General features: G+C 70.3%; 19 protein-coding genes. 3 read left to right on the forward strand and 16 right to left on the reverse strand.

Translation table 11 applies throughout. The features are described from left to right. A partial coding sequence (locus tag ACWCXX_RS35760) for a hypothetical protein (protein ID WP_451134679.1) occupies nucleotides 1–354 on the reverse strand: 354 nt, incomplete at its 3' end. A 42-nt stretch (nucleotides 355–396) separates the two neighbouring features. Next, nucleotides 397–1,293, reverse strand: a complete 897-nt coding sequence (locus tag ACWCXX_RS35765; RefSeq protein WP_451134681.1) for an aminoglycoside phosphotransferase family protein — start codon at nucleotides 1,291–1,293, stop codon at nucleotides 397–399. Between the two features lie 420 nt (nucleotides 1,294–1,713). Here ACWCXX_RS35765 and ACWCXX_RS35770 point away from each other — a divergent pair, with 420 nt between their 5' ends. Both ACWCXX_RS35770 and ACWCXX_RS35775 read left to right on the forward strand, forming a co-directional pair. After that, the gene (locus tag ACWCXX_RS35770; RefSeq protein ID WP_451134683.1) at nucleotides 1,714–2,202 is read left to right on the forward strand and encodes a hypothetical protein; all 489 of its coding nucleotides are present in this window, start codon (nucleotides 1,714–1,716) and stop codon (nucleotides 2,200–2,202) included. A gap of 63 nt (nucleotides 2,203–2,265) precedes the next feature. Next, entirely contained in the window at nucleotides 2,266–2,502 is a 237-nt protein-coding gene (locus tag ACWCXX_RS35775) for a recombinase (RefSeq protein ID WP_451134685.1), read from the forward strand. Here the strand turns inward: ACWCXX_RS35775 and ACWCXX_RS35780 are convergent. Continuing rightward, on the reverse strand, nucleotides 2,489–2,965 hold the full coding sequence (locus ACWCXX_RS35780) for a hypothetical protein (RefSeq protein WP_451134687.1): 477 nt from the start codon (nucleotides 2,963–2,965) through the stop codon (nucleotides 2,489–2,491). The genes ACWCXX_RS35775 and ACWCXX_RS35780 overlap by 14 nt on opposite strands. Nucleotides 2,966–3,012: 47 nt before the next feature. Here ACWCXX_RS35780 and ACWCXX_RS35785 point away from each other — a divergent pair, with 47 nt between their 5' ends. Next, complete coding sequence (locus ACWCXX_RS35785; RefSeq protein ID WP_451134689.1) at nucleotides 3,013–3,606, forward strand: hypothetical protein; 594 nt, start codon at nucleotides 3,013–3,015, stop codon at nucleotides 3,604–3,606. Between the two features lie 527 nt (nucleotides 3,607–4,133). On the opposite strand, the gene ACWCXX_RS35790 is transcribed toward ACWCXX_RS35785, so the two are convergent. The 13 genes from ACWCXX_RS35790 to ACWCXX_RS35850 form a co-directional block, all read right to left on the reverse strand. After that, nucleotides 4,134–4,610: a DUF3307 domain-containing protein gene (locus ACWCXX_RS35790; RefSeq protein ID WP_451134691.1), complete on the reverse strand. Its 477-nt coding sequence runs from the start codon at nucleotides 4,608–4,610 to the stop codon at nucleotides 4,134–4,136. Beyond that, nucleotides 4,607–4,759 (reverse strand): hypothetical protein, encoded by a 153-nt coding sequence (locus ACWCXX_RS35795; protein WP_451134693.1) that lies wholly within the window; start codon nucleotides 4,757–4,759, stop codon nucleotides 4,607–4,609. The genes ACWCXX_RS35790 and ACWCXX_RS35795 overlap by 4 nt, the downstream gene beginning before the upstream one ends. Nucleotides 4,760–4,887: 128 nt before the next feature. Beyond that, a complete protein-coding gene (locus ACWCXX_RS35800; RefSeq protein ID WP_451134695.1) occupies nucleotides 4,888–5,178 on the reverse strand; it encodes a hypothetical protein in 291 nt (96 codons plus the stop codon). Between the two features lies 1 nt (nucleotide 5,179). Then, nucleotides 5,180–5,317, reverse strand: coding sequence for a hypothetical protein (locus tag ACWCXX_RS35805; RefSeq protein ID WP_451134697.1), 138 nt, complete (start codon nucleotides 5,315–5,317; stop codon nucleotides 5,180–5,182). A 70-nt stretch (nucleotides 5,318–5,387) separates the two neighbouring features. After that, a complete protein-coding gene (locus ACWCXX_RS35810) occupies nucleotides 5,388–5,729 on the reverse strand; it encodes a hypothetical protein (protein ID WP_451134699.1) in 342 nt (113 codons plus the stop codon). A 220-nt stretch (nucleotides 5,730–5,949) separates the two neighbouring features. Then, nucleotides 5,950–8,412: a hypothetical protein gene (locus ACWCXX_RS35815; protein WP_451134701.1), complete on the reverse strand. Its 2,463-nt coding sequence runs from the start codon at nucleotides 8,410–8,412 to the stop codon at nucleotides 5,950–5,952. A gap of 145 nt (nucleotides 8,413–8,557) precedes the next feature. Further along, on the reverse strand, nucleotides 8,558–9,082 hold the full coding sequence (locus tag ACWCXX_RS35820) for a hypothetical protein (RefSeq protein ID WP_451134703.1): 525 nt from the start codon (nucleotides 9,080–9,082) through the stop codon (nucleotides 8,558–8,560). Between the two features lie 43 nt (nucleotides 9,083–9,125). Further along, nucleotides 9,126–9,626 carry a hypothetical protein gene (locus ACWCXX_RS35825; RefSeq protein ID WP_451134705.1) on the reverse strand — a complete coding sequence of 167 codons (501 nt, stop codon included), beginning with the start codon at nucleotides 9,624–9,626 and terminating at the stop codon, nucleotides 9,126–9,128. Further along, nucleotides 9,623–9,865, reverse strand: a complete 243-nt coding sequence (locus ACWCXX_RS35830) for a hypothetical protein (protein ID WP_451134707.1) — start codon at nucleotides 9,863–9,865, stop codon at nucleotides 9,623–9,625. The genes ACWCXX_RS35825 and ACWCXX_RS35830 overlap by 4 nt, the downstream gene beginning before the upstream one ends. Continuing rightward, entirely contained in the window at nucleotides 9,862–10,227 is a 366-nt protein-coding gene (locus ACWCXX_RS35835) for a hypothetical protein (RefSeq protein WP_451134709.1), read from the reverse strand. Before ACWCXX_RS35835 ends, ACWCXX_RS35830 begins: the two co-directional genes overlap by 4 nt. A gap of 260 nt (nucleotides 10,228–10,487) precedes the next feature. Then, nucleotides 10,488–10,784, reverse strand: coding sequence for a hypothetical protein (locus tag ACWCXX_RS35840; RefSeq protein WP_451134711.1), 297 nt, complete (start codon nucleotides 10,782–10,784; stop codon nucleotides 10,488–10,490). A gap of 91 nt (nucleotides 10,785–10,875) precedes the next feature. Continuing rightward, complete coding sequence (locus tag ACWCXX_RS35845; RefSeq protein ID WP_451134713.1) at nucleotides 10,876–11,073, reverse strand: hypothetical protein; 198 nt, start codon at nucleotides 11,071–11,073, stop codon at nucleotides 10,876–10,878. Between the two features lie 299 nt (nucleotides 11,074–11,372). Next, nucleotides 11,373–12,665 (reverse strand): hypothetical protein, encoded by a 1,293-nt coding sequence (locus tag ACWCXX_RS35850; protein ID WP_451134715.1) that lies wholly within the window; start codon nucleotides 12,663–12,665, stop codon nucleotides 11,373–11,375. Nucleotides 12,666–12,681 lie beyond the last annotated feature (16 nt).

A 12,681-nucleotide genomic window follows, 5' to 3' on the forward strand; every position in this document is an offset into this window, starting at 1 on the left:
CCGTCTCCAGGCCATCGAACGGGACACCGACGTGGCCTGACCAGTGGTGCACATAACTCCGTACTCGGTGGTGCACTCAGACGAGTACGCGGACACATGGGGAAACTTCACCTCCGACCTGACCCGGCCCAATGGGCACGGCTTGCCGAGATCCGCGACAACTTGAGCGCCCGAATCGCCGAAGCCGAGACGGAAGGTTGGCTCGGCGAGGTCGAGGGTCTCCAGGTCAGCCTGGCTGGCGCCGAGGAGAAGCTCAGCCAGCTCGATCGGGGCCACGGGCAGCATACGGCCGTGGACCTTGGCATCCCCACCATGCGCGGTGACCGATGAACCCACGAAGGTGGGCTGCCGCATGGCCCTCAACCAAGATCGAGAACAGGTTTAAAGAGGCGTGCCTCAAACGCCCTTCAGAACACGGTCAAGTGCCGACCGGCCTGCAGGTCCCCAGTGCGGCTTGCCGCCTGGAAGGCCCCGATCTCCGTTCTGCCCCATGAGCATCAGGAAGAGACTCTTCATCGCGGCCAGCCCACGGGCGCGCCGGATCGCCGCCTCGTCTGCATGCGCGTACATGTCGAAGAACCGTGAGGCCATGCCCGCAGGTAGCAGCACCCATGCGGCGGCGAGGTCCCACGCCGGGTCGCCGGCGAACATGGCACCGAAGTCGACGATGCCCGAGAGCGTTCCGTCCGAGACGACGACGTTCGCGGGATGGAGGTCGCCATGCACCCACACCGGCGGGCCCTCCCACGCGTCGGCCGCAACGGCGTCGTCCCAAACGGCCCGGACGTCAGCAGCGATGTCGTCGGGGACAACGGCCTGGAAGAAGTTCTCGAAGCCGTCCGTGCAGTTCCTGGGATGGGCGCCGAAGTCCGTAGAGATCGGCGCTTCAGCGGGCGCCTCCACATGGAGCGCCCGGAGGAAGCCCGCCAGCGTGTCGGCCGCGTGGGCGCCGCGGCTGATCGAGCCATGGTCCAGCGGCTCGCCGGGAACCCACGTCATCACGGTCCAGTGCTTGGGAAAGCGCTCGGACGGGTCACCGAACCGCACCGGGAGCGGCACCGGGAGCGGCAAGCGCGGGGCCAGCACCGGTAGCCACCGCCGCTCCTTCAGCTGGAGCTCCGGAGTGGGATCCATGCGCTGCATCCGCACAGCCAACTCATCCCCGAGACGCCACATTTGGTTGCCCCAGCCGCCCGCCACCTCCCGGATGGCCAGCCCTGCAAGGTCTGGATGTTGCTCCTGCAGCAGGTCGCGAACCATGTCGGCGGTGATCTCAATCTCGGTGTCGGCCATGCGAAGTCACAGTACTGGGCCGACAGGCGGAACGGCTCTCGCTCTCCGGAACGCACGCTGTGATTCCTCTGGCATCACCAATCCGGTTACAGAGAGCTGCAGATCAGAGGCTCTGGGACGCCCAGCCTCCAAGTTCAGAGAAGCTTGTGTCAGATGCGCGCTCCTTCGCCCCGACCCAGACCAACGGGGACGGCTGATCGACATCTGCGACAACCTAATTGCCCGTATCGCCGAAGCCGAGCACGAAGGCTGGCTCGGTGAGGTCGAGGGGCTTCGCGTCAGCCTGGCCGGCGCCGAGGATAAGCTCGCACAGATCGACCGGCACACAGGCAGCGGCTCTGTTGACCTCCCGTCCCCAGTACTGCGGAGCGCCCGGTCAACCTCGACAGACACCGGACGATCAAAGTTGAGGGTGGATTGATGACCGCAGATGAGGAACGGGAACGTTGGGAGATGCAGCCCGACGTCGGCGTGGGGCCACTGCGCTTTGGAATGTCTCCAGCCGAGGTCGCGCAGGCACTGCTCGTTTCCGAGCCACAGGCACGGGTTGGGGGCGACTACGGCCAGGAGAACTTTCCTGGCGGGATGAAAGCGTTCTACGACGAGGGCACACTTGCATGCGTCGCACTCGACGCGGTCATTGGTCCGCAGGTCTTCCTAGCTGGTTTCCCGCTGGCAGGGAGCCATCCAGGACAAGGCCAACAGTTCCTTCTGGACCACGCCGCGGAGCATGGGAACTGGATCCTCTTCACCTCTGACGGGTCGCTTGCCCTGACCGATCTCGGGATTCTCCTACGTGACCAGCGGGTCGGAGAAGCGCGACTCGCACGCCCGCTCTTCGTGAAGGAGGAGTGGCTGGAGTCGGAGTACTACCGAGACCACCTTCCACTCGAGGGCGTTACAGATTGACCGCTCGACCCGACGCAGTTCAGTGGCGAGGCGAAGTTCAGAGAAGCCTGCATCCGCTGCCCGATGCTCAGCGTCAACCCCAAGATGCTGCCCCGCCTCGACGAGATCGAGGAGGACCTCCTCGCCCGGCGCAAGCGGGCCGTCGCTGAGGGCTGGCGGGGTGAGATCGAGGGGCTCGACCTCACCCTCACCTTCCTGCGAGGCAAGCGAGAGCAGGCCCGGCGCTTCGAACGCACCGGCACGGTCTCGCTCGGAATGCCTGCGATTCCGCATCAGCCGGGCCCGATCACAGCCGGGTGATCAGCAGCGCGGAGATCAGCAGTGCCCCGGAACGCAGAGCCTGATCAGCCAAATACAGCCCATTGAGCCCAGCCGACCGGAGATCGGCGAACACCGGCGAGCCGGTGTGCTGCAACAGCCAGCGCACCGGCCAACGCCGGTCCAGCACGGCATGGGTCGCCGCCGACCAGGCAAACCCGGCCGCCAGCCCGGTCGCGGTGAACGGCAGTGGGAGGACCAACCACACCACAGCGAGAAGCGCGGCCATGACCAGGTGGTACTGGCCGACGTGGGTCAGGCACGCTCCCCAGCCCCGCCGCGGGCTCGCCCCGGCGGCCAGGTCCTCCGCCGTCGGCGCCCCCTTGTTCGCGGCCTGGTGGTCACTCTGGCCGAAGACGTGGTCCGCCAGGTTGTGGCCGACTGCCAGCACGGCCCAGGTCGAGCCGAACATCGCCACCGTCGCGAGCTGTTCGATCGTCATCATCGGGCACCCCCAGCCGCAGCCAGGACGCCGTGGTCCAGAATCAGGGCATGGATGTCCCCAAGCTGCTGGAAGCCGCCTCCCTGCTGGTCCCCGCAGAGATCGCCACCGAGAACGACATCACGATCAACGACGTCTGGGACTACCTCGCCCACGACGAGTGGGAGGTGGCCCTCGGGCTCCTGGAGGAACTTGGCGACGTCCACCCGCTTCCACTCGACTTCTGGGAAAGCCTCGCCACGGCCGCCGAGCAGATGCGGCTGGAGAGAAGCGCGGCCTGGTGCCACTGGCGCTGCTACGAAACCCGCAACGGGATCATCCGCGCCGACCTCACTCTTCGGTCGGCCAGCGAGAGCCGACGGCAGACTCCCTTCTCCGGAGCCGGTGTTCTGCGGCCGATGTGGAATATCGGAAATCGAACACCAACCGGTGAGGCGGCCCTCAACATCGCACGCCTGTGGGTCGAGTTCACCCCCACCTTGGGGCCCGGCGAGCGTTCCTCGGTGCGACTTGCACCCCTCGACCCCTCGCAGTGGCGGCACCTCCAGCCCGGCCAAACGATCACCATGCACGAAGACCGGACCATCGGTGGCACAGCTGTCGTCCGGGAAGTCCACGGCCCTACGGCCACGCCCACCCCGTAGAACCTGCCGCCCCTGGTTCCTGGCCTTGGTGCAGAGAACGTCCAGCTCCATCAGCGCCGTGCCGGGCCCCGAGACGTCCTGCACCGGCTCGGAGTACGCGGTGCCCTCGCCGCCCTGCTTGCGTACGACGGTGGCGTGCTTGATGTAGCCGGACTTGCCCGCCTTCTCGGCGAGCCAGAGGAGCGGGGCGCACCTGTCCAGGATTCCGTGGGTGATCGCGTTGATCGCGGCGCCGGTGAGCAGGGCGCTGGCGGGGACGCGGTATCCGACGGTGCGGGTGACGGCGAGGGTGGAGGCGAGCTGCACGGCCGAGTAGGAGGCGACGTGTCGGCTCACCGAGCGGCGGCCGTACGCGCTGGCGGTGCAGGTGCGGCCCTCCTTCCCGGTGCGCCAGGGGTTCTCCTCCACCGGGGAGCCGTCGTTCTTGTAGACCAAGTGGGAGCCGTGCATGCCCTTGGTCGAGGCGTCGTGCGAGTTCTGCACGAACTTTGTCGCTGCTTTGTTGACGTGTCTCACTTCGCCCCCCTCTACAGCCGGGTGATCAGCAGGGCTGCCACGAGGAGCGCGGTCTGGTGCAGGGCCTGATCGGTCAAGTACATGCCGTTCATCCCGGCGGCCTTGAGCTCGGCGAACCCCTTGGAGCCGATGTGCTCCAGGAGCCAGCGGACTGGCCATCGACGGTCGAAGAAGGCGTGGGTCACAACCGAGACGGCGAGCCCGGCCGCCAGGCCGGTCCACGACATCTGGAGCGGGAGCACGGTCCAGACCAGGGCCAGCATCACGGCCATCACCGCGTGGTACTGGGCGACGTGACCGAGACACGCGCCCCAACCCCGCCTCGGGCTGGCTCCGTCGGCGACCTCGGCCGCCGACGGAGCCGCCTTGTGGCCGGCCTGGTAGTCGGTCTGCCCGATCACGTGGTCCGCGAGGTTGTGGCCGACCGCGAGCACGGCCCATACCGCGCCGAACGAAGCGAGGATGACAGCCTGGTCGATGATGGTCATCGGGTCGCCTCCACCGAGACGCAGGAGTGGGCGGACACGGCAGGTGCCGCGTTAAACGGGTGGTCCCCGAAGCTGTGGACTCCGTCGAAGACGGCGGTCAGGGCGGCGGCCAGGGCGAGGCCCTCGATGGCGCGGAGGCGATTGGTCATGCTGGGTTTGCTCCTCATCTCGGTGTTCGGGGTGGGGTGTGCGGGGCGGCTGGCCTCGTGCCGATGCTGCGGTCGCCCCGTGGTGCGCTTTCGCCCCCGGCCGGAGTCCGGCCGGGGGCGGCGGTGTTTCAGAAGGTCGGCTCGTCCCGGGCCGGGACGGGCAGGAGCCGGATGCGGATCTCGCTCCGGTCGGACCAGCAGCCGCACGCCTCCATCTCGGGGAAGGCGCCGCTGGTCCACCAGCCGTCCTCGCCGTGGCAGCGCGGGCAGTCCGGCCGGGGCTGGGCGGTGATCTCGATGCGGTGCCGGTCCGCGTAGAGCTTGAGGTGGCCGGCCCTGAGCGCGGCGGCGGCCGTCGCCGCGGTGAGCGGGACGGCGGCGGCGAGCAGCAGCGCAGCGCGCAGGTGGCGGGCGGTCACGTCAGCGGGCCGCGGCGGCCGCGAGGATGTCGGCGTGGTCGAACGCGAGGTCGGGGAGCGCGTCCAGGGGCCACCAGCGGGCGGCGGTGGCGTCGTCCCCGGCCGCCGACGGCACGGGCGCGGGCAGGGCGGGGGGCACGGGTTTCTCCATCGGCTGGGTCCGCCGCCCGCCGGTGGTGTGGCGGGCAGCGGGTGGGCGGGTGTGGTGGTTAGGGCTGGAGCAGTGCGGTGGTGGTCCACAGAGCGGCGGCTGCGCCGGTGGTGAGGGTGAGCCAGGCGAGGCCGCGGGCCCAGAGCGGGGCGCCGCTTCCTTTCGGATCGTGAACGTCTGCGTAGGTGTCGGTGAGGCGGGCGTGGAGCCGGGCGACGAGGTCGAGGTCGGCGTACCAGCGGCCGCGGCGGTCGACTTCGCCGGCCTTTTCTCCGTCGGGGTGGTGGCCTGCGTGGAGGGCGTGGCGGTGGTGGTCGCGCTCGGCGGCGAGGGTGGCGGGGGTGTGGGTGAGGGGGCTGGTGGTCCGGCAGACCGGGCAGCGGTAGAGGTAGCGGCGCAACGAGGTGGTCTCCTGTGCTCGGGGCAGCTGCAGCTCCCCCCTTCACGTGGCCCCCGGGGGTGCTGCAGGGCTGGGGGAGGGGGTGTGCGGCGGTTGATTGGATTGATTGGTTCTCACAGGTCAGGATTGGTTTTCTGATCGGGTGCCGATTGGCGCTGATTGGCGGTGCTTCGCCGATCAGGGCCAATCGGCAGCCGATGGAATGCCGATCGGGATCTGATCAGTTCCTGGTCTGCTGGTGGCTCTGGGCGGCCTCGTCCAGGGCCTGTTCGACGGCTTCCAGGTAGTAGCCGCGCGGTTGCCCGTCGAGCTCGGCGATGCGCTCGGAGACGAGCTCGACGCCTGCTTCGCGCAGGGCGCGGGAGAGGGTTTTGCCGAGCTCGCGCAGACGGCTGCGGTCGTCGCGGTCGTCCCATTTCCCCCACCGCTGCGGGTCGTCCTTGCGGAGATGGTCGTGGAGCTGGTCCATCGACAAACAGTGTGGTTTGCCTTCGTGAACGAAAGCGTTGTGGATGGTCTGCAGGATCGGCGGCGGTTCCGTCCGGTCCTTGGGGCTGGGTTCTTCCTCGTCGTCGGGGTCGGCGACCATTGCCAGGAGATCGGGCCACGGCACGTAGTGGAGGTATTCCTCCTCTTCGTCGGCGAACTTCAGGCCGGGCGGGTCCGGCGCCTTGAGTGCGGCGTCGATGGACGCCTGGTCGATGTCGATGAGGCCTGCGGCCGCCCGTTCGGCGGCTCGTCGTCCGCCCTCGTCGTCGGGGATGTAGTGCCATTTGTGGAGCATCGGGTCCTCGGACAGGCCCGGTGCCCCGACGATGTAGGTCTGCGCGACGTGGTTGAGTTCCTGGCCCGACTTCGGGCGGAGCCGGTGGGGGAGGTAGCCGAAGTCGGCTGCGCCGCCGCCCAGGGCGCCGGTGGTGTCGACGTCCCGGCATGCCCCCATGATCTTGAGAGCGGGGTGCTGGGCGATGTTGCTGCCGAGCAGTTCCCTGGTGGCTCCCTGGGCGGCGAAGACGATCCAGACGCCTTCCTTGCGGCCGACGAGCATGAGCTCGGCGATGATCTGTTTGCTGCGCTTGGTGAGCTTGGGGAACTCGTCGATGAAGACGATGACGGCCGGGTGCTCGCGGGTGCATTTCCAGGTGTCGCCCATGCCGAGTTTGCGGCGGATGCGGGCGCGGCCGGCGGCGAGCCGGTAGAGCGAGAGCAGGATGAACTCGATCTGGATGGGGCCTGTGGCGTTGAGCTTGATCGTGTCGGTGAACTGGCCGGGGCCGTCGCCGGAAGGGTCCAGGAACAGGGTGACGGCGTTGTGGGCGGCGGTGGTCCAGTCGAGCAGGGCTCGCATGATGGTGGACTTTCCGCCGCCGGAGCGGGCGATGATCTCGCCCATCAGCTCGGCGAGGCAGAAGGACAGGGCGGCCCCGTCCGCGCTCATCCCGAAGGTCCCGGCCTGGGTGATGTCGACCGAGTGCGGTGCCCGGTAGGGGGGCGGTTTCATCTCGCCGAACAGGTCGCCGGTGACCACGCGCAGGAGGGCTTCGGCGGTGCGTTTACGGTTGGGCTGGAGGATCACGTCGCCGTCGCCGACGTCGAACCGGGTCTCCAGATCGCCCATCTTGTCGGCGATGGTGCCCGGGGTGCCTTCGGCCACCCTGACCACCGATTCCCATCCCCACGAGTACGGGACGGTGCTGGTGACCTCCGCGAGCGGGACGCGTTCGGCGAGCAGGGCCCGCCGGACGCACTCGGCCGCCAGGCCGGGGGCGGTCGCGTCGTGGATCGGGAACGGTTTTCCGGTGTCTCCCGGGAACAGACCGGCCCCGCCGCCCGGGTTCTGCATGCCGGTGGTGTCGGTGCCGGCCTGCGGCACCGTGCCGTTCTCGGCGGGGTGGCCGGTGGTGAGTTCGTAGGCGAGCAGGGGTACTTCGGGCAGTTCGCGGCGCCAGCCGGGGAAGCGGCCCTTGGCCCAGGCGGTGGTCAGGATGCCGGACGCAGTGAGGGCGGGCAGCAGGGCGCCGCCGATACGGATCTCGGCCCATCCGACGGCCAGGCCGAGGGCCGCGGTGGCCGCCCAGCGGCGTCTGGCGGTCCGGTGGCGGTGACGCCTCAAGTCCCCCTCCGCGGGCTCCAGATGGCCCGTGTAGGGCCTCTGAGAGGCCTCCTGGGCCTGCTTCCGCCACCCAGCTGCTTCCTTCCGCAGGGAGGCGGCCTGCTTGCGCAGGGAAGCAGCCTGCTCACCGGTGCCCTCCGGGTCGGCCGCAGCGCCGGTGAGCAGCTGCCCGGCCTGGCGGTCGAGGCTGTCGGCCTGCTTGGCCAGCCCCGCCGCCTTCTCCTCCAGGCTCTTCGTCTCGGCCTCCCGGCTGGAAACCCAGGCGCTGTAACGGCTGTTGAGGAGGCCGGCACGCAGGTGGGCCGAGGTTTCGCCGCTGGCGTTCAGCCAGGCGGCACGCTCGGATGCGAGGACCCGGGCACCGGTACGGATGGCGGTGGTCTCGCAGCGGGCCAGGGCGAGCAGGCCGGTGGCCAGGCGGGACGCGACGCCCGGGCCGGAACCATCCGCGTCGCCGTCATCGGCGTCGGTGGTCGGGGCGTCGTCCCGGACGGGGCCGGGCTCGTCGTCGGTGAGGAACTCTCCCTCCTGTTCGAGGTCGATGACGATGGGGTCGGGCAGCGTGGACAAGGGGGTTCCTCCGTCGAGGGTGTGGTGGGCGGGTCCGGGCGGTGACGGCCGTCCGCGCACCACGGCCGCACCCGGCAGAGGTGCCGGGTGCGGGGCGGGGCGTGGGCGGCCGATGGCGTCCGGGCAAAAAAAGGGGGATTCCGGGTCAGGCGATGGAGCCGACCAGGGAGGCGCCGCCGGCGTTGACGGCCGGGATGACGATCTCGGCGAACCATCCGCCGAGGGTCGCGGACAGGCCGAGGAGAATCCCGGCGAAGATGCCCTGGCCCATGTGCGGCTTGACCTCCTTCGGGATGGCTCCCCAGGCGCCGAGAATCGCCACGGTGATCAGCAGCAGGACGAGGTTGCCCATGCCGGTCAGATGGACGGCGTTGCTGCGGGCTGCGAGGGTGGTCTCGCCACCGGTCGCACCCCACATCGCCAGGCTTCCAACGCCGTTGCCGAGCCAGGTGAACAGGCCGGTCGTGAAGCCGATCAAACCGCTGGTGGTGGCGGTGGCCAGGCCGCCGTAGCTGATGCCCGCGGCCAGCGGGACCAGTTCCTTGACGTCCTTGAACATGCCGCCGGGGTTCTTGGCGTGGGCGATCACGAATTTCGAGACGTGCCAGGTCGGAATCGCAAGACCGACGAGAAGCCCGCCGATCGTCAGCGCGCCAGTGGGAATGCTCATGGGTGACCTCCAGGCCACGTGAAAGGGGAGAAAGGAACGGGAGTTACTGGAAGGGCAGGGCGGCGGTGATCTGGTCGCCGAGGCGGTTGACGGCCGGGATGAGGGTGAGGGCGGCCAGGCCGGACACCGCACCGATCAGCCCGGCCGCCGAACCGACCAGCGCACCGGCCGCGATCTGGGCCCGCAGATGGTTGTCGCAGCAGCGCCAGACGAGTACGAGGACGGCCAGGAGCAGGGTCGTGGCGACGGCGCCGCCGGGGCTCATGCCGGACGGCGCGGTCTGGGGCAGCAGCCAGCTGCTGTCCTTGCCCGAGACCGCGTTGCCGAGCGGATTGGTGACACTGGTGACCGTGTGGCGGGCGGCCCAGCCGAGCAGGCCGCCCGAGCACAGGGCGCTGAGCAGGCCGATCAGCAGACCGCCCGTGATGGCGGCCGCCGACGGTGCCTCGTGGCCGTTGCGCCACCACCGCACGAGGGTGACCACCAGGACCGCGGCCGCCAGGGCGAGACCGCCGAGAGACAGCTGAGCGGGCGTCACGCTCACGGCAGCACCATCGCGGTGTTGGACGCCGTGAGGTTGTCCAGGCGCCCGAGCAGGCCCCCGGTGCCGAAGCTGAGCGCCATGCCGAGCAGGGCGCTGCAGCCGAGCACAAAGCCGAGCACAGCGGCCTCCCAGGTGGCCCGGAAGAGCCTCGCCACGGCCGGCCACCCGCACAGAAGGACCACGGCCAGTGCCCCCGAGACACCCATGATGGTCAGGGCCAGGGCGTACGTACCGGTCATGACCACACCCCGGTGAAGAGGTAGCCCAGGAGGTACAGACCGGCCGGGGTGACGAAACACGACGCAACGATGTTGCAGGTCAGGACCCTCACCAACCAGGACCGGAGGCGGTTGTACGGATTGCTGCGCAGCTCCAGGAGTCCGGCGACGGCCAGGGCCGCCATCAGCACCCCGGGCTCGTCCCCGAACACGTGCAGGACCTTCCCGGTCACCGGAAGCAGGACCAGGCCGGCAACCAGGGCGGTGCCGTTTCGCAGAGGGCTGAGCCGGGAGACGCTGAACCGCGGCGGCCGCTTTTGTGCGGGCTGGGCGGGGTAGTAGTGGTGATGGTGCACGGTGGGCGCGGGCGCCAGGTCAGCCACCGCCACACCACCGCCACCACGGGGCGGCGGAGGAGCGGCCGGAGGCCTGGCCAGGGGAGCGGCAGGGGGCCCAGCAGGAGGTCCGGCCGGGGGCGGGGTGGTACGCCAGGGCGGCGGCAGGAACGGGTCCGGCACACTCGCGGACGGCGGCGTCGGCGGCCCGGCAGGGGGCGGGGGCGGAGGGGGTGTTGCCCGGTCGGTGCGTTCCCCGGAGAGCTGGACGTCGCTCGGCTCGATCGGCTGTCCGTGAGTGGTGTCGGTCATCGCCGAGCCTCCGCATCGGTACTGATGTCGGTGTTGGTGTGGCCGTGCTGGTCGTGGTGGAGCCAGGCACGCACGGCCAACTCGTCCGCGTCGGCGACGGCCGGGCCGGTGGGCGCGGGAGTGGGGGAGGTGGCGGGCCGGAACCCGTCGGGCAGCCGCTGCGGAACCGCGGCGGCCAGCGGGGCGGGCAGAGGGCGGCCGGGCAGGCGGGTAGCCGTGACCGGGGTCTCCGCCAGGCGCCGCAGGTGACGCAGACGACGGGGACGGCAAACGTTCAGACAGACGAGCAGCACGGGTTCTCCAGAGTTGAGGCCTTGAGGGCCGCCGTACCGGGTGTCGGTACAGCGGCCCCTCGGGGTGTGCGGGAGGGGTGGGGCCGGGTGGTCAGCGGGTGCGCCACCAGCCGCCGCGGTCCTGACGGGAGCGCTCGGCGTCCTCCCACGCCTGGCCCTGCCGGTCCGCCTTCGCGACGCTGCGGCGGTGGGATTCGCGGCGTTTGCGGGCCGCCTTCTCACTCGCGGACTCGCCGCTGTACTGCTGGGCAAGGTCACGGTCGTTGCCGATCAGGCCGAAAAGGGCCATGGTGATTCCACTCCTGACGTGGTGTTGGGGGTGATGGGGCCGCTCCTGGCCGGGCCGTGGAAAGCGGGCCGGGAGCGGCTTCCGGCAGGGGGGGGCGGGGCTCCTCCGGGTGCTCGCCGGGTCTGCTCGTCCGGGTCTGCGAAGCGCGTGGCTCCGCTCGCCGGGGTCGCTCGCCGGGTCTGCTCGACCAGGGGCTGCCGCCTGTCGACTGCGTGGTACGTGGGTCCGGCAGTCGCAGCGACGGCCAGTCCGGCGGGGTGCCGGGCTGGCCATCACTGGTGGTGCCGGGGTGATACGGGTCAGGGCCGGGAACCGGCCTCCTCCTCTTCGTCTTCCTCGTCCGCGCGCTCGTGGTCCACGGTCTCCTCGGCGACCGGGGCGTCGGTCTCCTCGGACGACATCAGCTCGCCCCAGACTCTGCGGATCCGCTCCTCGCTGCCGACGAATCCGGCGGCGCGGAAGCCGGCCACGGCCTGGCGGTAGGACAGGGGCGGGTCCTCGCGGTAGCGGAGGTGGCGCAGCACGACCGCGAGCTGCGTGTCGGTCAGGCGCTCACCCGGGACGGGGACCGGGACACCCGCGACGGCCGCGAGGTCCTCCAGCGTCACGGTGTACTGCTCACCCGTGACGGTCTCGTCCGTGACGGTCCCCCCGGCGCGATCCGTGACGGTTTCCGTCACACCCTCCGTGTCGGTGGCCGTGACGGTGTGACGGGGCAGGGGCATGACGGTTTCCCCGCCCCGCGACGGATCGTTGCCCGTTTCCGGGCTCACCTGCGTGACTGTGCCCGTGACGGTTCCCGCCGGGGCTGTGTCGCCGGTGTGACGGCTGGTCCCGTCCGTCACGGACTGCGTCACGGCCGGTGCGTCGGGCGCCCCCGGTTCGAGGGCGGGCGTGACGGAAGCGGCGAGTGCCGGTGCCCCTGACGGGGTGAGGGCCGGGGCGAACATCGCGGCGAGCGCCGTGTCCGCGCCCTGCGTCATCCGGTCGCGCTGCACCGTCACCAGGCCCGTGCCGAGGCCCTCGTCACCGACGCCGACCTTCCGGGCCAGCCGCCACGACCTGAGCTCCGCCCGCTTCCGCGCCCACTTCAACGGGTGGTTCGCGGCCAGCGCCCGCGCCACGGCGAGCTTCTGCATCGTCTCGGCGTTGCGGCGCCGCGCCTCCATGTCGATGCGGGTCCGGTAGATCACGATCCGCCGGGCCAGGAGGCCGAGGCCCTCCGCGGCCACGCACATCGCCATCGGGGTAACCGAGTAGACGACGGTCTCCGTCCGGTTCCCCGCGACAGCGGCTCCGGTCGCCGAGGCCACCGCGGGCAGCGCCCACAGCCCGAGCCTCACCGCCACGGGCGAGGACTGCCCCAGCAGGGTCAGGCCCACCAGGACGAGGGCCAGGATGAGCGTGGCGCCCTCACCGGCCGCGACGACCCCGAGCGCCGTCGCGGACGCGGAGAAATGCGACTTCATGTTCGCGTAGGTGCCCGCCGCCCCGATACCGCCGACGACGAGCATCGGGACGGCCGCGGCCCCCAGCACCACCCCCTGGCCTCTGGTCAGGACCCGCTCCTGCAGCGGTTCTTCGTGTTCCATGGATCCACTCCTTCTG

This window comes from Streptomyces sp. NPDC001732, from assembly GCF_053596315.1.